The sequence below is a fragment of the Streptomyces sp. TLI_55 genome (genome assembly GCF_900206255.1).
Taxonomy (GTDB): Bacteria; Actinomycetota; Actinomycetes; order Streptomycetales; family Streptomycetaceae; genus Streptomyces; species Streptomyces aquilus.
Genome location: NZ_OAOJ01000001.1, coordinates 8,720,578 through 8,743,508, shown reverse-complemented (window position 1 = coordinate 8,743,508; position 22,931 = coordinate 8,720,578). Strand labels below are relative to the sequence as shown.

Below are 22,931 nucleotides of genomic sequence, written 5' to 3'. Positions count from 1 at the left end.
CTCCGTTGTCGGTGGGGAGTGCACCTGGGCAGCTGAGGCCGGCCCGCCCCTCGGGGACGGGCCGGTCTGGGGTGGCTACGGGGTCACGGTCATCCCGGGCGCCATCTCGGCGGTCCCGTTGGTGAGCTTTCCGGAGCCGATGGCGCCTTCGGAGCTGACGAAGCGCAGCTCGTGGTTGGTGCCCCCGGCGTTGCCGACGGCGAGCAGGAGCGTGGACTGACCCGCCGTGTAGGCGTTCTGGACGAAGGAGGTGATGTCGACGGTGATGTCGCGGCCGTCGATGGCGTTGCCCTGGTGCGTCCCGCCACCTTCGGGGATGAGGGTCGAACCGAGCGTGAAATTGGCCGACTTGGCGACGGAGGAGGCCGTGGCGGTGAAGCTCGGCCGGTTCTGCCAGGTCATGGTGGTGACCGGGCAGGACGTACCGCCGCCGGTGCAGGTGGTGTCGCTGACGGGTTGTACGAGGAGTTGGTCGGTGTCGGTCGAGGGCACCGACGCATAGCGGTGGCCGACGTAGGTGAGATGGAGGGTCGCCCGGCTCGGTGCCCTGGTGAGGCTGCTGAGGGGGAACTGGAGGTAGGAGAGCTTTCCGTCCCCGGATCCTGTGGTGTATTGCTCGCCCATCAGGCCGACCCCGGTGTTGCGGGTGATGAGGGTCAGGTCCGAGGAGTTGTTCTTGGTCTGGTCGCCGGTCCACGCACCCACCCACGTGTCACCGTTGGCGGGAGCACCGGCCTTGACGTTCTGAGTCTGGCCGTTCGCGTCCGTGTAGGTACTGGTCAGCGCACCGACCCCGCTCGTCGTCAGCGGGAACTGGCTGGTGTACCTGACGAGTTGGCCCCCGACGCGAAGGTTCTTCAGCGTCACGTTCGTGACGCCGGTTATCGAACTGCTGGTGTTCTGCCGCGAGAACCACACGTTGTCGAGGGTGAACGTGCCGATCGGAGTCCTGGTGTACGTGTACGTGCTGCCCGAACCGTCGGGGTTCGGGGCAAGTCCGTAGGTTGCCTGGTCGTCGGCCGTGATGGTCTGGGTGGACCCGTTGCCGCCGTTGATCCCGACCGGTCCCTGGGTGAACCGGGAAGTGTCGATCGAGCTGTTCTTCACCACGATGCTCTGGATACGCGGGTACGGCTTGGGGCTGTTGTGCGTGAAGATGCCACCGGCCAATGGCGACACGGAGTTGAAGTTGTCGAAGGTGTAGTTGGTGAGCCGGTATCCGTACGCGTTCCATCCGATCCGGATCGCGTTTCCGGCTGCGACGGACCAATTCAGCGTGTTGCTGACCGCGATGTTCTTCGAGTCCGCGTGGTCCCAGTGGTAGTTGTCGAACCCCAGATCGTCGACGACGGTGTCGTGGGCGGCCACCGCGTTGACATAGCCCTGGACGTCGGCGGTGGAGGTACCGAGCTGGAAGTTGTTCCACACGCCGGAGGCCAGCGGGGTGAATCCGTCGCTGGGGTTGTAGTGGCCGGAGGCGAACGCGTCGTCGTTGCCGAGGGTGAAGACGCCGTTCGCGGTGATGTCCTGGCCGCTGGCGAAGTCCGTTCCGTCGATCCACGGCTGGCGGTACGGGGTGAGGGCCTTGATGTTGTTGAACGTCACCCTGCTTGCCGTGTGGGTCTCGTAGTTCCACTGCTTCGCGTCGCGCACGTAGGTGTCGTTGAACGTGATGTCCGACGAGTGCATGACCATGACGCCGCCCTGGTGCTGGCTGCGGTAGGCGTCGTGCGAGTCACTGCGGTAGTTCGCCACGCCGTTGCCGTCGAAGACGCCGCGGCCGTCGATCTCGATGTCGCTGGAGTTGATGATCCCGATCGCCGGTTCGAACGCCTCCATGTACGCCTGGACGCGGTTCTTCAGCAGGGCCCCTTCGGCGGTGTAGATCTTCAGCTTGCCGCCCTTGAGCTTGCTGCCGTCCAGACCGTTGACCAGGAGCCCGGACCACACGTATGTACCGTTGGGGAAGTAGAGCGTGTTGAGTGCCGTGGGGTTGGCCTTGATGGTGTCGATGGCGGCTCGCAGGGCGTAGGTGACGTCATCGGCAGCCATCGTCCGTACGCTCGGGTAGCGCACATTGGCGCTGCTCGCGCTCACCAGGCTCCCGGCCGAGGATTTCTGGCCGGCGGGGATGGCGGTGCCGTTGACGGTCTTGCCGGCCATGGAGCTCGTCGTCGCGGCGGGAGCCTTCTGGGCCGCGCTGTTCGGGTGCGCGGCGAGGTACTTCGCGGCGAACTCCTGGAAGTTGAGGACACCGGTCTGCAGGTTGACGCCGGAGCCGTCCGGTGCGCTCGTGGTGTCCGGACGCTGCGCCGGGTCCTCCAGCGGGTCGTTGACGACCGCCAGGTAGGGCTGCCCCGTGGCGTTGGTCGAGTCGCCGTTGACCATCACGATCGCCTGGTTCAACCCGGCGGCCGCTGACAGCTGGAACGTCAGGGTGTGCTTGTCCGCGCTCACCGAGACGCTGCCGGCGGGGTAGTAGCGGGCCGGATAGACGTTCACCGTGTCGATCGTGGTGCTGGGCAGCGTGACCGTGATCGTCGGTGTCCGGGAGTCCGACGCGAAGCGGGCGATGTCGAAGTTGTGGCCGTTCTGGGTGTACTGGACAGCCTGGACGGGTGTGCCGGCGACCTGCACCTGGTACTTGGCGGACGCCACGTCCGGGGACGTCGTCGTGCCGCCTCCGACTCCCGTCGGCGCGTAGGTGTGGACGGTGGTGGCGGCGTGGGCGGGGACGATGGTGGTGAGCATGAGGCTCGCCGCCGCGAGGGTGGCGCCGGCGGCGGCCGCGATGAAGCGCTTCACGCGCGAGCTGCGTCGCGCCGGGACGGGGTTCGGGTCGGCGTCGCCGCCGGCCGGTCTGGTCATGTCAGTCTCTCCTCAGGACGAGACCTCTCCAGGTCTGTGCAAGGCGCTCGCCGCCTGCTGGAGAGGGCGCGGAGCATGCGCGGAGCCGGCGCCCCTACGTGGACCGATCCATGGGGCCGGCGTGGCGGGGACGTTACTGCCGCATTTCCGGGACCGTCAATGCTCCGTGCGCTTCAACTCGTGGAAAAGCGCCGTAACTTCCTCGTCGCGCCCTCGCGGTGCTCCGTAACGGCTGAATCACGGCCGTGACGCGAAGTCTTGCCCTGCCGCGGTGGCCGTCCTACAGTGACGCCACTTTCGTGGATCGATAAAAGTTTTGGGGAGCCGACGTGGTGACAATGGCGGACGTGGCCGCGAGGGCGGGAGTCACCAAGCAGACCGTCTCCAACGTGGTGTCCGGCAAGAAGGTACGGCCGGAGACCCTGGCCAAGGTGAACAAGGCGATCGCCGAACTCGGCTACAAGCCGAACCTGGTGGCGCGCTCCCTGCGCACCGGCAGCACGTCGACGGTGGGCCTGTTCGTGCCGTCGGTGGCCAACGCGTTCTATTCGGAGGTGGTCGAGGAGGTGGAGAACCTCCTGGTCGGCCACGGATACAACCTGCTGCTCGCCACGACGCGCGACGATCCCGACTACACCCGGGCCCACCTGGAGAACCTCACCGCCCGCTCGGTGGACGCCCTGCTGGTCGCCGGGGACAACGGCGTCGAACAGCAACTGCCGATGCTCGCCGAGGCCAACTTCCCGGTCGCCCTGTTCGCCTGGGAGGGCGACCCGCCGACCACCCTCCCCGTGGTGTCCATCGACTACCAGCACGCCGGGTTTCTCGCCGGGAGCCACCTGCGGGATCTGGGCCACCGGAACGTCGCGGTGATCGCCGACCTCCCCGCGCACACACCGCGCGTCATGGGGCTGCGCCGGGCGTTCGCCGCCGACGGCCTGGACGACCGCAAGGTGTTCGCCTGCACCAGCGACGACGCCGCCGGCGGTTTCACCGCTGCCTGGGCGGCGCTGGAGGCGGATCCGGAGCTGACGGCGATCTTCGCCACCCACGACGTCCTGGCCATCGGAGCCATCGAAGCGGTGGTCCGCTCCGGACGCCGGGTCCCCGACGACGTCAGCGTCGTCGGCTTCGACGACATCGCCCAGGTCGGGCGGATCCGACCGGCGCTGACCACGGTCACCTTCCCCAAACGCGAGATGGCCCAGCAGGCCGTCGAACTCCTGCTCCGAGCCGTCGACTCCGGCAGACCGCCGACCAACGTCGTGTCGCTGCTGCGCCCGACCCTGACCGTCAGGGACAGCAGCGGCCCCGTCCGCGGCGACCGCTGAGCGCCTGACGTACCCCCGACACAGTCCCCTTCCCAGCCGCTCCCCTCACCACGAGGCATTTCGAGAGGAAACACCTTCACTGATGAACGGCCTCGACCCCCACGCCTACGTCGAAGACCTGTCGCCGGGCACCGGACGGCTGCGGCCGCGCGCCGCGTTCACCACCGACCTGCCCACGATCACGCTCGACGGCGACTGGAGCTTCCGGCTGGCGTCGGGGCTGGACGACCTCACCGGGGACTTCGCCACGCCGGACTTCGACGACACCGCCTGGGACCTGCTCGCCGTACCGTCCTGCTGGCAGATGACCGGCCTGCCCGGCGAGCCGCGCTACGGCGCCCCGGCCTACACCAACATCCTGTACCCGTTCCCGGTCGACCCGCCGCGGGTGCCCCGTGAGAACCCGACCGGCGAGTACCGCCGCGCGTTCGACGTTCCGGACGGGTTCCCGGCATCGGCCGCGGTGCTCCGGTTCGAGGGTGTCGACTCCGCGTTCGCGGTGTGGCTCAACGGGATCCGGCTCGGCGACGGCAAGGGCAGCCGCCTGACCACCGAGTTCGACGTCTCCGCCGCCCTGCGGCCCGGCCGGAACGTACTCGCCGTCCGCGTGCACCAGTGGTCGTCCGGCAGCTACCTGGAAGACCAGGACATGTGGTGGCTGTCCGGGATCTTCCGCTCGGTGTCCGTGGCCGCCCGCGGTGTCGAGGACTTCTTCGTCCGCACCGCCTACGACCACACGACGGGGCAGGGCACCCTGGCCGTCGACGTCACCGCCCCCACTCGGGTGTCCCTGTCGGTGCCCGAGCTCGGCATATCCGCCGCCGATCCGGCCGGCCCGCACGTGATCGACGGCATCGAGCCCTGGTCGGACGAGCGGCCACGCCTCTACACGGGAGAGCTGGTCTCCGAAGCCGGAGAGCGGATACCGCTGCGCATCGGCTTCCGCACCGTGGCCGTCGTGGACGGCGTCCTGACCGTGAACGGCAGGCCGATCTCCCTGCGGGGCGTCAACCGCCACGAATGGCATCCGCTGACGGGGCGGACCCTGACCGAGGACACCATGCTGACCGACGTGCTGCTCATGAAGCAGCACAACATCAACGCCGTACGCACCAGCCACTACCCGCCCGACCACCGTTTCCTGGACCTGTGCGACGAGCACGGCCTGTGGGTGTTCTGCGAGGGCGACCTCGAGACGCACGGCTTCGAACCCGGCGGCTGGCGGCGCAACCCCAGCGACGACCCCGCCTGGCGCGAGGCCTATCTCGACCGGACCGCTCGGCTGGTGGAGCGCGACAAGAACCACCCCTCCGTCGTCGTCTGGTCGCTGGGCAACGAGTCCGGAACCGGAGTCAACCTGGCCGCCGCGGCCGCGTGGATCCGCCGGCGCGACGACAGCCGCCTGATCCACTACGAGGGCGACTTCGCGAGCTGCGCCTACGTCGACCTGTACTCCCGCATGTACATCGGGGTGGACGAACTGGCCGCCGTGGGCCGCGGCCAGGAGGCGCCGACGGCCGATCCGGCCGACGACGCACACCGCCGCGCCCTGCCGGCCGTGCTGTGCGAGTACGGCCACGCCATGGGCACCGGACCCGGCGGGCTCTCCGAGTACCAGCAGGTCATCGAGGCGCATCCGCGGCTGGCCGGTGGATTCATCTGGGAGTGGATCGACCACGGGATCACCCGGACCGCCCCGATCAACGGGCAGGAGGAGCCCCGCTCGTACTACGCCTACGGCGGCGACTTCGGCGAGGAGATCCACGACGGCAACTTCGTCGCCGACGGGCTGCTCTTCCCCGACCGCACGCCGTCCCCGGGCCTGGTCGAGTACAAGAAGGTCATCGAACCGGTCCGGATCCACATCGACCCGGCGGCCGGGCAGATCAACGTGCGCAACCTGCATCACGTCCGCGACAGCGGCTACCTGGACTTCCGGTGGACCGTCGAGGACGGCGGCGAGCCGGTGGGCTCCGGCGGCCTGAGCGTGCCCGCGACCGCCGCGGGCGCGACGACCACCCTCGCATGGCCCGCCGAGGTCACCGCCGCGCTCGACGCGGCGCGCAAGAACGACTCCGGCGACCAGGTGTGGCTGACCGTGACCGCGGTGCTCGCCGCCGACGAGACCTGGGCCGGGGCCGGTCACGAGATCGCCTGGGGCCAGGGCCTGGTCGTGGCCCCGGCCGCCTCGCCCGCCCCCGTCCCGCCGGCGCCGGCGATCGCCCATGGCGGGTACGTCGCACTGGGTCCCGCGCGCTTCGACGCCCGCACCGGGGTGCTGACACGGCTCGGCGACCTGGAACTCGACGGTCCGATGCTGGACGTCTGGCGGGCCCCGATCGACAACGACCTGCTCAGCGCCTTCGGCGAGGCGCAGATCGGCCCTTGGCTCGCCGCCGGGCTGGACCGGATGCGCCACGATGTCCTGGGTGTCGAGCCCGACGCGTCGGGACTGACGGTCACCGCCCGGCTGGCCGCCGCCGGGTCCTCCTGCGGGCTCGGCGTGGTCTACCGCTGGACGGCCTGCGACACACCGGACGCGGCGGGCCGGACACGGCTCCGACTGGACGCCGTCGTCACCCCCGACGGCCCATGGTCCGTGCCGCTGCCCCGACTGGGGGTCGCGATGTCGCTGCCCGGCACCGACGCCGAAGTCGAATGGTTCGGCCCCGGCCCCGGTGAGGCGTACCGGGACTCCCGCGCCGCGGCTCGCGTCGGCCGCCATCTGTCGACCGTCTCGGCGATGCAGATCCCGCAGGTCCGCCCGCAGGAGAACGGCAACCGCCACCAAGTCCGCCGCGCCAGGATCACCACCCCGGACGGCACCCTGCTCATCTCCGGCGACCCGGTCATCGACCTGACGGTTCGTCCGTGGAGCACCGAAGCCCTGACCGCTGCCTCCCACCAGCACGACCTGGTCCGCGACGGCAGGCTCCATCTGCACCTCGATCACGCGCACCACGGTCTGGGCAGCGCGGCCTGCGGCCCGGGGCCGACGGCACCGCACGTCCTGGCCGCGGTCACCACCGCGTTCGGCGTGGAATTCAGCACCGGCCGATAGGCGGGCCTTGCCCGCCCGCCCATCGGCCTTCCAGCAAGTCAGCCCCTGTCACAGAAGGTTTCCTCGCATGGACTACACCACCATACGCACCCGCAGAATCCTGACGTTCGCCACCACGGCACTCCTCGTGGCCGGCCTAGGCGCGTGCAGCAGCGGCTCCGACGACTCGGAGAAGAGCCAGGCCGGGCCGGTGAACATGGAGTTCTGGGGCTGGGCCGGCTACGAGAAGATCGTCGACCAGTGGAACGCCTCCCACCCGAACACCAAGATCACCTTCAAGAAGATCCCGTCGGGCCCCAAGGGCGGCTACACCCAGATCAGCAACGCGCTCACCGCCGGCAAGGGCCCGTGCCTGGCCCAGATCGAGTACCAGAACATCCCGTCGATGCTCGTGAAGAACTCGGTCATGGACATCACGCAGTACGCGAGCGACGGCATGGACAAGTACATCCCGTCGGCCGTCTCCGCCTCCAGCGTCGGCGGCAAGATCTACGGGGTTCCGGTGGACGTCGGCCCGATGGTCCTCTTCTACCGCAAGGACCTGTTCGCCAAGTACGGCATCAGCAAGCCGCCGGCCACCTGGGCCGAGTACAAGGCCGACGCCGAGAAGGTCACCACCGCCGACCGCAGCGTGAAGTTCGGCACCGTACTCGCCGACGCCGGCGGTCTGGCGTCCTTCACCCTCCAGACCGGCCAGTCCTGGTACTCGACCAAGGGAGACAGCTGGACCGTCAGCATCGACAACCCCGGCACCCGCAAGGTCGCCTCGTACTGGCAGGACCTGAAGGACCAGGGCCTGGTGGCGAAGAGCGGCAGCGCCTGGGACCCGCAGTTCAACAAGGCCTCCGAAGCCGGCAAGGTGCTGACGTTCGTCGGCGCGGCCTGGGCCGCCGGCGGTCTGAAGTCGGACCTCCAGAACCTGTCCGGCAAGTGGCGGGTGGCCCCGATGCCGACCTGGGCGGCCGGCGACGGCAAGAGCGCCAGCAGCGGCGGCTCGGCCACCTCGGTGATGACCGGGTGCAAGACGCCCAAGGAAGCAGTGCAGTTCGCCGATTTCCTGTCCAGTGACCCGCAGGCCGTGAAGACGGGCATCGAAGGCGGCCTGTACCCGGCGTCGAAGGCCGGACAGGAAGACCCGTCCCTCACGGGGGGTGACCCGTACTTCGGCGGTCAGAAGGTCGGTGACGTGTACAAGGCCTCCGCCGCGCAGGTGCCCAGCACCTGGACCAACGGCCCGACCTTCCAGCAGGTCGAGACAGACTTCACCGCTGCCATCGGTCAGGGCACCCTGCCGGACGCGGTCACCAAGGTGCAGGCCTCGACGGTCGCCGCGATCAAGAAGCTCGGGCTGTCGGTCACCAACAGCTGAGGCAGCGGAACTCCAGCCGCCCGAAGGATTCCCGCGGCCGCCCGTGTCCGGCGCCGCGGGGACCCGCTCCCTGACGACGAACCGCCCAGCGAGGTTTCCATGAGCAGTCCCAGCAGCACCCGGACCGCGTCACCGCCGCGGCCGGTGCCCGCGGTCCCCCGCCGCCTCTCCCCCGCCGGCCGGCCGCGGCGCACCAGCCGCCGCAGCGCGTTGACCGCGTCGGCTTTCCTGGCGCCGTTCGCGGTGCTCTTCCTGACCATGATGGTCGCGCCGATCTGCTACGCCATCTACCAGAGCTTCTTCACCGTCCACCGCGCCGGGCTGTTCGGCGGTGCGGCGTCCACGGAGTTCACGGGACTGTCCAACTACGCCGACGCCTTCAGCGACCACGACTTCATGGCGTCGATCGTCCGGGTCGTGCTGCTGGGCTGCGTCCAGGTCCCGGTCATGCTCGGCCTCGCCCTCCTGCTCGCGCTCCTGCTGGACTCCCGCTCGGCCCGGCTGCGGAAGACCTACCGGCTCACGTTCTTCCTGCCCTACGCGCTGCCGGGGGCCATCGCCGCGGTGATGTGGTCCTTCCTCCTGGTGAAAGACCTCTCGCCGTTCACCGGACCGCTTTCCCACATCGGGATCACCACCGACTTCCTGTCGCCGTCGTGGGTTCCGGTCTCGATCGGGAACATGATCACGTGGGGCTGGACCGGCTACAACATGCTGATCATCTACTCCGCGCTCCAGACGATCCCCGCCGAGGTGACAGAGGCCGCCGCGCTCGACGGCTGCACTGGATGGCGCCTGGCGTGGGCGGTGAAGATTCCGCTGGTACGTCCCGCGCTGGTGCTGACCACGGTCTTCTCCATCATCGGAACGGCACAGATGTACACCGAGCCGGCGGTGCTGGTCGGTGCGCGCATCCCGGGCGTCGACCCGAAGTTCACCCCGATCATGAACACGACCCTGGGCATGGACGTGGGCGGCCAGAACCTGGCCGCTGCCGAGTCCGTCGTGCTCGCGCTGATCACCCTCGTGCTCTCGTTCGGATTTCTCAAGTTCAACCAGCGCAAGGGAGCGATGGAATGAGCGTGATCCGTGCCGACCGGCCGATCCGGCCGACCCGACCGGCTCGACCGGCCCTTCGCGGCACCGACATCGCGAGCAAGGTCGTCGTCAACGGCGTGCTGGGCCTGATGGCCCTGTACACGCTGATCCCGCTGTGGTGGCTGTTCGTCTCCTCGACCAAGGCCTCGGGCTACCTCTACACGGGTACGCCGCTGTGGTTCTCCCACTTCGACCTGGTCACCAACATCAGAAACGTGTTCACCTTCGAGGGCGGCATCTTCTCCACCTGGCTCGCCAACAGCGCGCTGTACAGCCTCGTCGGCGCCGCCGTCGGCACCCTGCTGTCCGCGATGGCCGGCTACGCGCTGTCCAAGTTCACCTTCCGCGGTCGTGAAAGCGTGTTCAACGTCATCCTCGCCTCGGTTCTCATCCCGGCGCCGATGTTCGCCCTGCCGTTGTTCCTGCTCATGGCCAAGCTCGACATCACCAACTCCTACTGGTCGGTGCTGCTGCCCAGCTGTGTCAGTCCGTTCGGCGTCTACCTGTGCCGGATCTTCGCCGCGGCGTCCGTGCCGGACGAACTCCTTGAAGCCGCACGGCTCGACGGAGCGGGCGAACAGCGCACCTTCTTCCGGATCGCCCTGCCGCTGATGTCCCCGGCCCTGGTGACCGTCTTCCTGTTCCAGTTCGTCGGCATCTGGAACAACTACCTGCTGCCCTCGCTCATGCTCAACACCCCCTCACTGCAGCCCGTCACGGTAGGCCTCGTGCAGTGGCGCTCGGAGTTCGCCAACGGAGTGCCGCCGCTGCTGCCGATCACCGGTGCGTTCCTGTCGCTGATCCCGCTGCTCGTCGCCTTCGTCAGTCTCCAGCGGTTCTGGCGCAAGGGCCTGACCGCGGGCTCCGTCAAGTAACGCAGGCCCGGAGCACAAGACACTCCGCCCGGCAGCTCACGTGGGGCTGCCGGGCGGAGTGCGTGGTACGTGGTGGCGTACCGGATCAGTCCACGTTGACCACCTTCCACAGCTGGCTGTCGGCGTTCGTGTCCGTCGTCTGGACGAGCTGGCTGCCGCCCGAGGACACGTCGAGCACCTTGTCGCTGTTCACGTTCTTGATCTTGTAGTAGCCGTTCCCGCTGGCGACCAGGGTCCAGTGCTGGCTCGCGGCGTTGGTGTCGGACGACTGGACGACGGTCGCACCGTCCGCGGTGGAAGCACCGCTGACGTCCATGAGCAGGGCACTGTTCCGGCTGACGATCTCGTAGCTGCCGTCACCCACCGGGACGAAGCGCCAGTTCTGGTTCCCGGCTCCGGAGTCCGTCCACTGGATGATGTTGGCTCCGGCGGTCAGCGATCCGCCGGACACATCGATGGCCTTGTTGCTGCTCTTGTTGACCACCTTGAAGTTGGCGTTCTTCGCGGGGAACTGGATGGAGGCGAACGCGTCCAGCGCGCAGACGGTGTTGGAAGACGCCGTGTTCTTCGTCCCCGTGCACACGACCTTGATCGTGTGCGGACCCGCGGCCAGGTTCGTCTTCTCGAACAGCGGTACCTGCTTCGTGACCGTCGAGGCATAGGCGTCGATGCCCGCCTGGGCCAGGGTGCCGTCGATGTAGACGTCGACCTTGCCCATGTTGGGCTGCGTCATGCTGAGGTAGCGCACGCCGGTGCCGGTGAAGGAGAACTCGGCGTAGTTGCCCGCGGTGTTCGTGAACTTCTCGGACCCGTTCATGTCCTTCGTGTCGTTCCAGTTCGACCAGGTGCCGGAGTAGGTCACGCCGGCGGCCTTGTCGTCGACATGGTTCCAGCGCTGCCGGACGAGCGCCTTCGACGCGGCGGACGCGTTGCCCTGGGCGTCCACGACGTAGAGCCGGTAGTCACCCGCCGTCTGCGGGACGCGGACGCTCGTCGAGGCGCCGCTCGCGCTGGTCATGGTGGGACCGGCGGCGAACGTCGTCGTACCGGCCGGGGCCAGCCACAGCGTCTTGGTCGCGTCCTTGGGGCTGCGCACCGGAACGGTCATCACGCCCGTGCCGGCGAACGTGCTCGCGGGCAGCGCGTAGTCCTGCGGCGCAGTGACCGCGGCGGGCAGCAGGTTCTTGTAGGCCTCCTCCAGGCCCGCGTTCAGGGCGATGCTGTACGCCTGCGACGGCCACACGTTGTCCCCGTAACCCCGCACGTCCGTGATCGTGCTGTTCGGGACGTTCCTGCCGGCGATCTTGTTGACGGTGCCGTAGTTGTTGGTGATGGTGAGGTCGTGCTGTCGGCCCAGGTGCCGGAGTTGATGGTGTACGCCAGGCCTGGGTCGACGTCGAACACGTTGTCGTGCTCGTTGAGGAAGGCGGAGCCTTCGTCGGGGTGCAGGCCGTATTTGTGGCCGGCCGGAACGCCCTTGATGTAGTTGTTGCTGATCTCGGTGTCCGGCTGGCTGCCCAGGGTGTAGATGGGAGCGGAGTCGCCGAGCACCTGCATGGTGTCGATGAGCTCGTTGTACTTGACGGTGTTGTTCTTCGCGGTGGTGGTCGGGTTGCCGGGGTTGATGGAGTTCGTGGAGCCGTCGAAGTTCCACCATCCCCAGCCGAGGGTGATGCCCGCCCAGGGGGACTTCTCGATCCGGTTGTGCTGCACGGACAGGGAGTCCACGAAGTACGCGGACACAGGGCTGGAGCCCTGGAACAGCACGGCGCTGTCGTAGAGGTAGTTGTCGGTGATGGATATGTTCTTGCAGAGTCCCTCGACGTTGACCGGGTACTTCTCGTTGTTGGTCGAGGTGTAGTCACCGATGTACACGTGCTGGGGATGCCCCACCGTGAGGGCGGACCCGGCGATGTCGTTGGTGATGTTGCCGGTCAGCTGTGAGTCCGTCACGTCGTTGGCGAGGGTGATGCCGTCGGCGCCGGTATGCTGAACGGTGTTGCCCCGCAGGACGATTCCGTCGGCGTTCTCGATCTGGACGGCCGCGGGTGGCAGGTCGACGTTGCGGTAGGTGTACGCGTGGAAGTTCTTTCGCGCGTACACGTTCGAGCTGGCGTTGCCCTGTGTTCCCTGTCGGAAGACGGAGCCGGCGACATTGACCAGGTTCCAGTCGGAGTGCTCGACGGTGATCCCGGAGAACGTGATGTTCCGGGCGTGGTCGGTCGTGGACGTGCCGGCGATCCTGATGAGGGTGGACACGTGGTTCGGCGCGAAGACATCCGCCGTGGTCATGTCCTCGGAGCTGGACTTGTAGTAGTAGAGCGTGTGGGTGGTCTTGTTGAAGTAGAACTCGCCCGGCTTGTCCAGGAATTCGTACGCGTTCATGAACGTATGGCTGCCGCTGGCTTTGAACGGGCCGTACGGCGGCGCCTGGGCGATCGCCGCGCCCGGTTGCTGGAACAGGGCCACGCGGTTGGCGCCGTCCGAGCTGGTGGTGATCTGGCGGACGCCCACGATGGCCGTGGTCCAGGTGGTCGCCGACACGATCTCGACGTCGTCCTGGTTGGCGGCGACGGCGGGCAGGTCGGAGAGGCTGTACTTGGCCCCGTCGCACTGCGAACCCGACTCCCAGGCCCAGGGAGCCTGACCGGCCGTGACCGTGTAAGTCCCGTAGCATCCGGCGGAGTTGATGGTCTTGGAGGCCATCTGGGCGCGCTTGCCGTTGACGTAGAGCGCGCGGAGTTTGTCGTCGCGGTTGAGGGTGGCCTTCCAGATGTTCCCGCTGTGCTGGGTCCAACCGGACACCTGAACGCCGCCGTCCAGGACCGGCTTCTCGTTCTGGTAGGCGGCGTAGACGACATGGTGGCCGTTGGTGCCGGAGTCGGCCGAGGTGAAGCCGATGGTGCTGCTCACCGGGTAAGTGCCGCCCCGGAGAAAGACGTTGATGTCCCCGGTCATGCTGTCGTTGACCGTGCGCACGACGTCCCGGGCGTGCTGCAAGGTCTTGAACGGCGCGGAAATCGTCCCGGCGTTGGAGTCACTGCCGTCGGGGGCGACGTAGTACGTCGCCTGGGTCGCGGCCGAGGCCGGGGTCGGTGTCGCGAGGGAGGTCAGCAGTGCAGCGGAGAGGGCCGTCGCAAGTGCTGCTGACAGCTTGCGGATTGAGGTGGCGGAAGGCTTCATTGTCTTCCTCCCCTGCTGGTGCGGGCGGTCGAGAGAGCGTTCATGTGGCGACTCCGGACGTTGGTCTTGGCCTGGGTGAGAGAGCACGGCTGGCTGGTCGAGCAGGTGGTGCCGGTGCCGTTGGGGGACACGTGGGGCGTCGCGGCGGTGGCGGCGGCCGCGAGCCGATCACGCAGTGCGGGGCGGGAGCGGGTGGGCGCATCTGAGACCTTCCGATGGTGAGGGAGGGCACGCGCGTGGGCGTCCTCCCGCTCAGGGGGACACGGCCCTACGGTGATTGCGGAGGCGATACGGCGTCGTAACGTTAGTCGTCATACGTATGCTGTCAATATGTGCTGCAGAAATTGCTCCACGCCGCAAAAAGGAACCCGCCCCCGGCCTGACGGCTCGGGGGCGGGTTCCGGTGCGCGCGAGGGCGCGGGGTGCGGGGTGCGGTCAACCGGTGATGCCGGGGTGCGGGATGCGGCGACGGCTCCAGGCCGCTTCGATATGGGCCGTCATGGCCTGCGCCGCACGCTGGGGATCGCGGGCCCGGAGCTGCTCGACGATCCGGCGGTGCTCGGCGTTCGCCTGCTCGCACGAGTGGCCGTCGGGAGTGCCGTTGTACAGGAACGTACTGCGGGCCTGGGTGTGGACGGTCCGGATGATGGAACGGCCCAGCCGGTTCCGGGACGCCTGCATGATCCGGTCATGGAAGAGCACATCGGTCTCGATGAACCGGGCGGGAGTGGCGACCTCCTCGTCGAGGCGGCCGAGCAGCAGATCGATCTCCCGGAGATCGTCGTCGGTGGCGAGCTCGGCGGCCTGGGCCGCCATCTGCGCCTCGAGGACCGAGCGCACGCCGACCAGCTGGTCCAGCACGACGAGCTCGTCGTCGTGCCGGACGGTGGCCGCCAGCACGACGGGGTCCAGAAGATTCCACTCCTCGGACGGGGTGATCGTGGTGCCGGAGCCCTGCCGGGCCCGCACCAGGCCCTTGGCCTCCAGCGACTTGACCGCCTCACGGATCGTGATGCGGCTGACGCCGAACGTCTCGCACAGTTCGGGTTCGACCGGCAAGGTGGAGCCCGACGGGATGGCGCCCGAGACGATGCTGTCGGCGAGGGACTCCACCACCGCGTGGGCCAGCCGCGCCGGGCGCTTGGGCCAGGGTTTCAGGGCCGACGGATCCTCGACGCCGCTTCGACCGCTCTTCGCCATGGGGCCCCCTCACCGGTGTGGACGACCGCCGAGTCTACTGCTCCCGACAACTTGACAGCATTCATATGACGACTTACGTTACACGAAAATTACGCAGCAGTAGCTGCTGAGGCGGGGGTAACGGCTGTGCGCATCGTCGACGTGGAGAGCTATCCGGTCCGGGTTCCGGGTGCCCGTCCGCCGTTCGTCTGGCGTGACGGGCTGCTGGGCAGCCCGCCGGACGGCGAGGCCGCGGTGCTGCGCATCTGCACCGACGAAGGGGTCGAGGGCATCGCGATGGCCCCCCGCCGGGGCAGCGCCGTCATCCTGGCGGACGTGCTGGACCGCTTCCTGCGCAAGGAGCTCGTGGGCGAGGACCCGTTGCAGCGGGAATGGCTGTGGCACCGGATGTGGGAGCTGGACCGCACCGAGGAGCTGCCCCTCTATCTGCTCGGCCTCGTCGACATCGCGCTGTGGGACCTGGCCGGCAGACTCGCCGACCGGCCCACCTGGCAGATCCTGGGCGGTTTCCGCACCTCGATCCCCGCCTACGCCTCGACGGTCACCTACTCCTCGGTGGCGGAGTACCTGGACATCGCCGACCAGGCCCTGGAGCTCGGATACCCCGCCATCAAGCTCCACGCCTGGGGTGACGCGCGCCGCGACGCCCGGCTGTCGGTGGCCCTGCGGGAACACGTGGGGGACGACATCCCCCTGATGTTCGACGGGTCCGCAGGATTCGACCTGCCCGACGCGATCTACCTCGGACGCGCGTTGTCCGACGCGGATTACCTCTGGTACGAGGAGCCGATGCGGGAGTTCAGCATCACCGCCTACAAGCGCCTCGCCGACGCGGTGGCGGTGCCGCTGCTGGTGGCCGAGACCTCCGACGGGGCCCACATGAACTCGGCCGACTTCATCCAGGCCGGCGCCGCCACGTTCGGCGTCCGCGCCTCCACCCAACTGCGCGGCGGCTTCACCGGCGCCCTGCGCACCGCCCACCTCGCCGACGCCTTCCGGCTGCGCGCCGAGGTGCACGGGCCGGAGATCCCCAACCGGCATCTGTGCATGGCCATTTCGAACACCACCTACTACGAGTCCCTGGTCATGGGCAATCCGATCAGCCGCGAGAGCGGCATCGACGCCCAGGGACTCGTCCACGCCCCCACCGGGCCCGGCGTGGCGCTGCCCGCCGGCCTGGACTACCCCCAGGTCCTTCAGCGGTTCGTCGACAAGGAGACTTCGACGCCGCCGAAGGCCTGATCAGCCCGGTCCCGGGTCAGAGGGCGATGATCTGCCACTGCTGCTCGGGGGCGCGGGTGTAGGTGAGCTGGTCGATGTTGGCGCCGTCGGCGGTCGAGCCCGAGTCGACGTTGAGCGACAGGCCGCTGAACCGGTTGGTGAGGTAGTAGTAGCCGTCGCCGGTGGGTGTGACCGCCCAGTGCTGCTGGGGAACGTTGCTGTCCCCGTAGATGGCGACGTTTCCGCTCTCCGCCCGCGAGAGTCCGGCCACCTCCATCAGCTTGCCGCTGTTCACGTTCTTGATCTCGTAGTAGCCGTCGCCGGTGGAGGCGAAGGTCCACTTCTGGGCGGTGTTGTTCAGCCACGGCCACTGCTGGATGTTGGTGCCGTTGGCGGTGCCGAAGTTGTACACGTCGACGACCTTGCCGCTCTTGCGGTTGACGATGCGGTAGACCGTGCCGTCCCCCGGGAGGACCCTCGACACCAGGGCCGGCTTGGCGGTCCGGCCGCCGATGTGGACGCCGCCGATGTTGGCGTAGCCGCCGGTGGCCGCGGTGGCCTGGATCCGTACGAAGCCCACGTTCCGGGCGGGCCATTCGGCCACCTTGGTGGCGCGGTCCCCGGTCCAGGTGCCGGTGGCGACCTGGGTGAAGTTCGTGCCGTCGGTGCTGGTGGAGATGGTGTACGAGGTGATGTCGCCGTCGGTGGTGTTGGTGCGGTTCCACTGCTTGGGCAGGTACTCCAGGGTGGAGACGTTGCTCCACACCCCGCCCAGGTCGATCGTGATCGAGTGGGGCAGGGCCGGGGACAGGCCCCAAGTCGACCAGCAGGTCTCGTAGTTCCTGTCGCTCAGTCCGTCGATGGCGTTGAGCGGTCCCTCGCCGGTGCGGAACGCGGTCGCGTAGGCGCTGACCGGCGTGACGGGGTGCTCGGCGCGCCGCAACTGCGTCGGCAGCGGCGGGCGGGAGGTGTCGGGGCTCCAGGCCGCGCCGACCTCGGCGAGCCGGTTGACGATGTTGGTGTCGAGCCTGCCGTTGCGGTTGGGCGGGCAGTTGAGGATGAAGGACGTGTACTTCGGTTCCAGGTCCGCCAGATGGGACAGGATCGCGTCCTTGCTCATCAGGCTCTCGGTCGGCGTGGCCGGATGCCAGAACCAGCCGTTGCTGATGGTCTGCCCCTGGGTGGCGGCGTACGTGTTGCCGGCGGGCGCGCTGACGCCCAGCGGCTCCTCGAAGTAGATCGCGTCACCGAGGAACGGCACCGACAGCGCACCGTGGTCGAGCATGACGATGTCCGGCTGGAGCGACTTCACGAGCTCACGGACCCGCTGGTAGGAGACGGCCTGCTGGCCCATCTGCCACCCGTAGCCGTCGGTGACGAAGAGGTCGATGGTGCCGTAGTTGGTGAGCAGTTCGGTGATCTGACCGAGGATGAAGGTCATGTCGCTGGGCTGGATGGCGTCGGTGGTCTCGAGTCCGACGTTCTTGTGCCGGCTCTCCCACGCCTCGACGCCGTAGGTGCGGTCCCATATCGAGTAGTAGAGCCCGACCTTCAGTCCCTTGGCCCGGAAGGCGTCGCAGTACGCCTTCACCACGTCGTGCTTGTAGGAGCTGTTGGCGACGTTCTGGGTGCCGTGGGCGCTCGGCCACAGGGCGAAGCCGTCGTGGTGCTTGGTCGTCAGGATGCCGTAGCTCATCTTCGCCGCGGCGGCGGCGTCCGCCCACTGGGCGCAGTCCACGGCCGTGGGGGCGAACAGGGTGGGGCTCTGGTTCGGGGCGGCCCACTCCTGGTTGGTGAACGTGCCCAGGTTGAAGTGGTTGAACATGCCGAACCGCATGTTGACCAGCTTCTCCAGGTTGGTCTGGAGGTCGGCGGCCGCGGCCTGGGGCACCAGGCTCGGGAAAGCGGGGGCGAGGGCCGTGGCGGCGGCAGCGCCGGCGGTGGCACCCAGGAAAGTGCGGCGGGACAGTCTTCCTGACGACATGGATGTACTCCCGGTTGAGGGGCGGCTCCGAAGCGCGGGATGTTACGCATGAAGGTCAGTCACATAACTGCCCTGTGTCAACAGGGTGAAGGGATGAAAGTCCCCAAGAGCAGAGCGGAATTGGAGATTTCATCCCTTCAAGTCCCTTTCATCTTCCGCAGACATGCCATGTTCCGCGGAAGTGGGGCGGGGTCGCGAGTGGTTGTGGGTCGCGGCCCCGCCCTGGGGTGCTGCGGGTCAGGACGGGTCGCCGTACTGCAGACCGCGGCCGTTGGTGCCGATGTAGACGCGGCCGTAGGTGTCGGGGTCGCCGGTGATGATGCCGATGCTGCCGATGGCGCCCCACTGGTGGGCGTCGTCGTTGATGCGGACCCAGCTTGCGCCCTTGTCGGTGGAGCGGAAGACGCCGGTGACGTTGTCGACGGTGCCGAGCAGGTAGAGGGCCTGGTAGTTGGTGCCCGGCTTGGCCTTGCCGAAGCCGAGGGCGGAGGCGGACTTCACCGTGCTGAGGGTGGTGAAGGTGCGGCCGCCGTCGGTGGAGTGCAGCAGTCCCTTGCCGCCGCCGGAGAGCCACAGGTCACCCGCGACACCGGGGACGGCGCTGAGCTTCCCGCTCGGCAGGTTGGAGGCGCGCGCACCGAAGGTCGCACCGCCGTCGGTGCTGGCGTAGAGCGTGCCGTTGCTCAGCGAGTAGAAGGTGTTGGCCGAGGACCGGTCGGCGACGACGATGGCGTCGTTGCCGAGGCCGTTGACCCTCGACCAGCTCGCGCCCCGGTCGGTGGAGCGGTACGGGGCCTGGCCGGCCTCGGCCCAGACGAAGCTGGAGCCGTCCGCCGCGATCGCGATGTGGCCGCTGTCCGCGCTGGGCACCGGCTCGCCCTTGAAGCCGTTCCAGGTGTGGCCGCCGTCGGTGGAGAGGGCGCCGTCCTGCTTGCCGCCCCGGCCGACCCGGACCACCAGCGAGGGGTTGGACTGGGCGAAGTCGACGGAGGTGCTGTTGTAGATCTCCGGGTTGGTCAGCCGCCCGGTGGGCTCCTTCGTCAGGTCGTCGTACACGAAGCCGCCCTGGTCGCCCAGCGAGGTGATGAGGGCGGCGGCGCCGGGCGGGGAGACCGCGTCGTAGTACGCCGTCTCCTCCAGCCCGCGGGCTCCGATGAACCAGTGGCTGGTGCCGCCGTTGTCGGTCGCGTTGGCGTCGTTGCTGGCCCAGATGCCGTTGCCGGTGCCGTACATCACGTGCCCGGAGTCGAACGGGTCGATGGCCAGCGCGGTCATCCAGTGCCCGATGCCGGTGCCGAGGTACGGGGCGAGGGAGGCGTTCCGCACGGACCTGTCGGACTGGGTCTTCCAGGTCGCACCGCCGTCGGTGCTGCGGTAGACCTCGTCCTGCGGCCACCAGCGGTCCAGCGTGGTGACCATCACCGTGGACGGCTTCTGCGGGTCGACGGCCAGACCGGCGAACCCGTAGTCGCCCTGCGACGGCGAGATGTTCTTCCACGCCCCGCCGGCGTACTTCCACACCGAACCGCCCGACACGTTGTTCGGGCCGGTGTTGTTGGAGTACGACACGTACAGCGAGCCGTCACCGGAGAGCACGCCGTGCTGCGGCACCTGGCCGGTGGGCTGCCCGGAGACCGCCTGCCAGGAGTTGCCGCCGTCGGTGGACCGGTACAGGTTGGTGGACCTGTCGGCGACGCCGACGTAGACCGTGTTGCTGCCGGCCGGGCCGTACGTCACGAAGGAGATGCCCGTGCCGAAACTCGCGCCGTCCTTGACCGGGAACGAGGAGACCTGGTTCCAGGTCTTACCGGCGTCGGTGCTGCGCCACAGGCCGTTCTTGCGGGTGCCCAGCAGCAGGTTGTCGTGGTTCGCGGGGTCGATCACCAAGCGCTCGCCCGCCCCGCGGGCGTCCTCGTTGCCGCCCAGCTTGAACGGCAGTTCGGTGCGCTGGAAGGTGCGGCCGCGGTCGGTGGAGCGCAGGAGCGCGCCGTTGCCGGCCCAGTCGTTGGTGTAGGTGCCGGCGGCGAGGTAGAGCCGGTTCGGGTCGACCGGGTCGGTGGCCAGCGACTCGATGCCCAGCAGGTTCCAGTCCTTCTCGCCGACCCAGTCGGTCAGCGGGATCCACTGCTCGGCCCCGGTGTCCCAGCGGTAGGCGCCGCCCATGTCGGTGCGCGCGTACAGCAGGCCCTTCTCCTTCTGGTTGAACACCAGACCCGTGACGTAACCGCCGCCCGCCACCGGGGCGTTCTTCCACACATACGGCCCGGTCGCGGCCGTCGTCTGCTCCGCGCCGGACCCCGACGCCTGGGTCTCGGCCACCTTCACCAGCTTCCACTGCTGGTTGGTGCTGCCGTGGCCGGGATACTGGATGACGGCCGCGCCCTGGGCCGTGGAGCCCCCGGAGACGTCCAGGACCTGGCCGCTCCTGCGGGAGACGAAGGTGACGGCGTCGGAACCGCTCACGTCCTCGATCCGCCACTCCTGGGAGGTGGCGGACGTATCGGTCTGCTGCTCCGCGACAGCCGTCTGAGCGGTGGAATCACCTGCTATGCCCAGCACTTTGCCGCTGTTGCGGTTCACCAGCTCGTAGTACCCGTCCCCGGCGGGCTTCAGCTTCCACTGCTGGTTGGCGGTGTTCTGGTCGGTCCACTGCTGGATACGTGTGCCGTCTGCGGTGGAGTACCCGTTGACGTCCAGCACCTTGCCGCTGCGCACCGAGACCAGCCGGTAATAGGCATCGCCGTCGACCGTCGCGGCCTGCGAGTCCTCCTGCGCGTAGAGCAGGTAGGGCACGAGGACGGCGGGCACGCCGAGCAGCAGACCGGTCGCGGTCCAGCGGCGGCGGTGACGACCGCGGCGCCCGCCGTGCGTGGGGTTGTTCATGAAGGGTGTTCTCCTTGCAGGCCGTTCACGAAGTCAGCGGATCCAAACACCGGTACTGGCCGGATCCGCCCCCTTGTTGTCACAGGCCATGCCAAGGGTTGCCGCGCGCCGGGAAATTTTTTTCCAGGCCCCGACGTGCCCAGGGCGCTTGCGGAGCCCGGAGGTGCGCCCCGCCGTGGCGCACGCCCCGAAAAAGTTCCGGGTCGCGAATCGTGCGCGAAGTATTGACGCCGCCCGCGGGTTCTCCCATGATCCGGTCTGCTCGATATTCCGATCCATATTCGGGATATCGAACGAACGTCAGGGCCGCACCACGTCGGCAGTCGTCCAGCCTCCGACGGGGCCCACCAGAACCACCTACTCGAGGATGATGAGGTCCCCATGCGCAGACGTGGTTCCAGCCGCAGACGGCTGTTTGCGATGTTTGCCGTTCCCGTTGCGGTCATGGCCTCGTTGGCGGCGATGCTCGTCGCCACCCCGGCTCAGGCCGCAACCACCAGCGCCGTACGCGGCGTTGCCTCCGGCCGATGTCTCGATGTGTCGGGCGCCGCCCAGACCGACGGCACCAACGTGCAGATCTGGGACTGCCATGGCGGGACCAACCAGCAGTGGACGCTGTCGGACAGCAGCCAGCTGACCGTGTACGGCAACAAGTGCCTGGATGTCCCGGGCCACGCCACCACGGCCGGGACCCGGCCGGTGATCTGGTCCTGCAACGGCGGGACCAACCAGCAATGGCGGGCGAACTCCGACGGCACGATCGTCGCCGTGGAGTCCGGGCTGTGCCTGGACGTGTCGGGCGGCGCCACCGCCAACGGCACGGCGGTCCAGCTCTCGAACTGCACCGGCAGCAACAGCCAGAAGTGGACCGGCCTGTCCGGCTCCTCCAACTCCTGCTCTCTGCCGTCGACATACCGGTGGAGCTCGACCGGACCGCTGGCGCAGCCCGCCAACGGGTGGCTCGCGCTGAAGGACTTCACCACCACGACGTACAACGGCAAGCACCTCGTCTACGCGACCTACTCCGACGGCAACTGGCACTCGATGGGCTTCACCCCCTTCACCAACTGGTCGGACATGGCGTCGACCGGACAGACCGCGATGAACTCGTCCGCGGTGGCGCCCCAGGTGTTCTACTTCGCGCCCAAGAACATCTGGGTGATGGTCTCTCTGGGATGGGGTACCGCCTGGCCCTTCACCTACCGCACGTCCAGCGACCCCACCAACCCCAACGGCTGGACCGCGCCGCAGGCCCTGTTCACCGGCACCCTCCCCAGCGGCGGCCCGATCGACCCGACCGTGATCGCCGACGACCAGAACATGTACCTGTTCTTCGCCAACGACAACGGCAGCATCTTCAAGTCGACCCTGCCGATCGGGAACTTCCCCGGCAGCTTCGGCTCGTCGTACACCACGGTCATGACCGACACGGTGAAGAACCTGTTCGAGGCGCCGCAGGTGTACAAGGTCCAGGGTCAGAACCAGTACCTGATGATCGTCGAGGCGCGCGGTGTGAACGAGGACCGCTTCTTCCGCTCGTTCACGGCCTCCAGCCTGAACGGTCCGTGGACCGCGCAGGCCGCCACCGAGTCCAACCCCTTCGCGGGCAAGGCCAACAGCGGTGCCACCTGGACCAACAGCATCAGCCACGGAGACCTGGTCCGGAACAACCCCGACCAGACCATGACCATCGACCCCTGCAACCTGCAGTTCCTCTACCAAGGTCTGGACCCCAACACCCCGTCCACCACCCCCTACGAGAGACTGCCGTACCGGCCGGGCCTGCTCACCCTGCAGCGCTAGCGCCGACCCCCTGATCCACGGCACCCCAGCCCTACGCCGACTGGGGTGCCGTCGG

Annotated in this window: 13 protein-coding genes; 7 read left to right on the top strand and 6 right to left on the bottom strand. The window is 68.3% G+C overall.

Annotated features, from left to right (window positions below; all coding sequences use genetic code 11):
- Positions 1–75 precede the first annotated feature (75 nt).
- Positions 76–2,868: a DNRLRE domain-containing protein gene (locus CRP56_RS40055; protein WP_097272607.1), complete on the bottom strand. Its 2,793-nt coding sequence runs from the start codon at positions 2,866–2,868 to the stop codon at positions 76–78.
- 338 nt (positions 2,869–3,206) lie between these two features.
- Here CRP56_RS40055 and CRP56_RS40050 point away from each other — a divergent pair, with 338 nt between their 5' ends.
- The 5 genes from CRP56_RS40050 (at position 3,207) to CRP56_RS40030 (ending at position 10,602) form a co-directional block, all read left to right on the top strand.
- On the top strand, positions 3,207–4,199 hold the full coding sequence (locus CRP56_RS40050) for a LacI family DNA-binding transcriptional regulator (RefSeq protein WP_126277392.1): 993 nt from the start codon (positions 3,207–3,209) through the stop codon (positions 4,197–4,199).
- 82 nt (positions 4,200–4,281) lie between these two features.
- The gene (locus tag CRP56_RS40045; RefSeq protein WP_097272602.1) at positions 4,282–7,260 is read left to right on the top strand and encodes a glycoside hydrolase family 2 TIM barrel-domain containing protein; all 2,979 of its coding nucleotides are present in this window, start codon (positions 4,282–4,284) and stop codon (positions 7,258–7,260) included.
- 67 nt (positions 7,261–7,327) lie between these two features.
- Positions 7,328–8,629, top strand: coding sequence for an ABC transporter substrate-binding protein (locus CRP56_RS40040; RefSeq protein WP_097272600.1), 1,302 nt, complete (start codon positions 7,328–7,330; stop codon positions 8,627–8,629).
- Positions 8,630–8,728: 99 nt separating this feature from the next.
- Positions 8,729–9,709 carry a carbohydrate ABC transporter permease gene (locus tag CRP56_RS40035; RefSeq protein WP_097272598.1) on the top strand — a complete coding sequence of 327 codons (981 nt, stop codon included), beginning with the start codon at positions 8,729–8,731 and terminating at the stop codon, positions 9,707–9,709.
- Positions 9,706–10,602: a carbohydrate ABC transporter permease gene (locus CRP56_RS40030; RefSeq protein ID WP_097272596.1), complete on the top strand. Its 897-nt coding sequence runs from the start codon at positions 9,706–9,708 to the stop codon at positions 10,600–10,602. Before CRP56_RS40035 ends, CRP56_RS40030 begins: the two co-directional genes overlap by 4 nt.
- 85 nt (positions 10,603–10,687) lie before the next feature.
- Here CRP56_RS40030 and CRP56_RS48685 read toward each other — a convergent pair whose 3' ends face one another.
- The 3 genes from CRP56_RS48685 to CRP56_RS40015 all read right to left on the bottom strand — a co-directional run bounded on the left by CRP56_RS48685 (position 10,688) and on the right by CRP56_RS40015 (position 14,985).
- The gene (locus CRP56_RS48685; protein ID WP_257041600.1) at positions 10,688–11,866 is read right to left on the bottom strand and encodes an RICIN domain-containing protein; all 1,179 of its coding nucleotides are present in this window, start codon (positions 11,864–11,866) and stop codon (positions 10,688–10,690) included.
- Entirely contained in the window at positions 11,812–13,785 is a 1,974-nt protein-coding gene (locus tag CRP56_RS48680; RefSeq protein WP_257041599.1) for a right-handed parallel beta-helix repeat-containing protein, read from the bottom strand. The genes CRP56_RS48685 and CRP56_RS48680 overlap by 55 nt, the downstream gene beginning before the upstream one ends.
- Before the next feature lie 435 nt (positions 13,786–14,220).
- Complete coding sequence (locus CRP56_RS40015; protein ID WP_097272592.1) at positions 14,221–14,985, bottom strand: FadR/GntR family transcriptional regulator; 765 nt, start codon at positions 14,983–14,985, stop codon at positions 14,221–14,223.
- 126 nt (positions 14,986–15,111) lie between these two features.
- Between CRP56_RS40015 and CRP56_RS40010 the strand changes: the two genes are divergently transcribed.
- Positions 15,112–16,227 (top strand): enolase C-terminal domain-like protein, encoded by a 1,116-nt coding sequence (locus CRP56_RS40010; RefSeq protein ID WP_097272590.1) that lies wholly within the window; start codon positions 15,112–15,114, stop codon positions 16,225–16,227.
- A 16-nt stretch (positions 16,228–16,243) separates the two neighbouring features.
- On the opposite strand, the gene CRP56_RS40005 is transcribed toward CRP56_RS40010, so the two are convergent.
- Together CRP56_RS40005 and CRP56_RS40000 are read right to left on the bottom strand one after the other, a co-directional pair.
- The gene (locus tag CRP56_RS40005) at positions 16,244–18,190 is read right to left on the bottom strand and encodes an alpha-L-fucosidase (protein ID WP_179851239.1); all 1,947 of its coding nucleotides are present in this window, start codon (positions 18,188–18,190) and stop codon (positions 16,244–16,246) included.
- Positions 18,191–18,427: 237 nt separating this feature from the next.
- Entirely contained in the window at positions 18,428–21,073 is a 2,646-nt protein-coding gene (locus CRP56_RS40000) for an RICIN domain-containing protein (RefSeq protein ID WP_097272588.1), read from the bottom strand.
- 381 nt (positions 21,074–21,454) lie between these two features.
- Here CRP56_RS40000 and CRP56_RS39995 point away from each other — a divergent pair, with 381 nt between their 5' ends.
- Complete coding sequence (locus CRP56_RS39995; RefSeq protein WP_097272586.1) at positions 21,455–22,876, top strand: non-reducing end alpha-L-arabinofuranosidase family hydrolase; 1,422 nt, start codon at positions 21,455–21,457, stop codon at positions 22,874–22,876.
- Positions 22,877–22,931 lie beyond the last annotated feature (55 nt).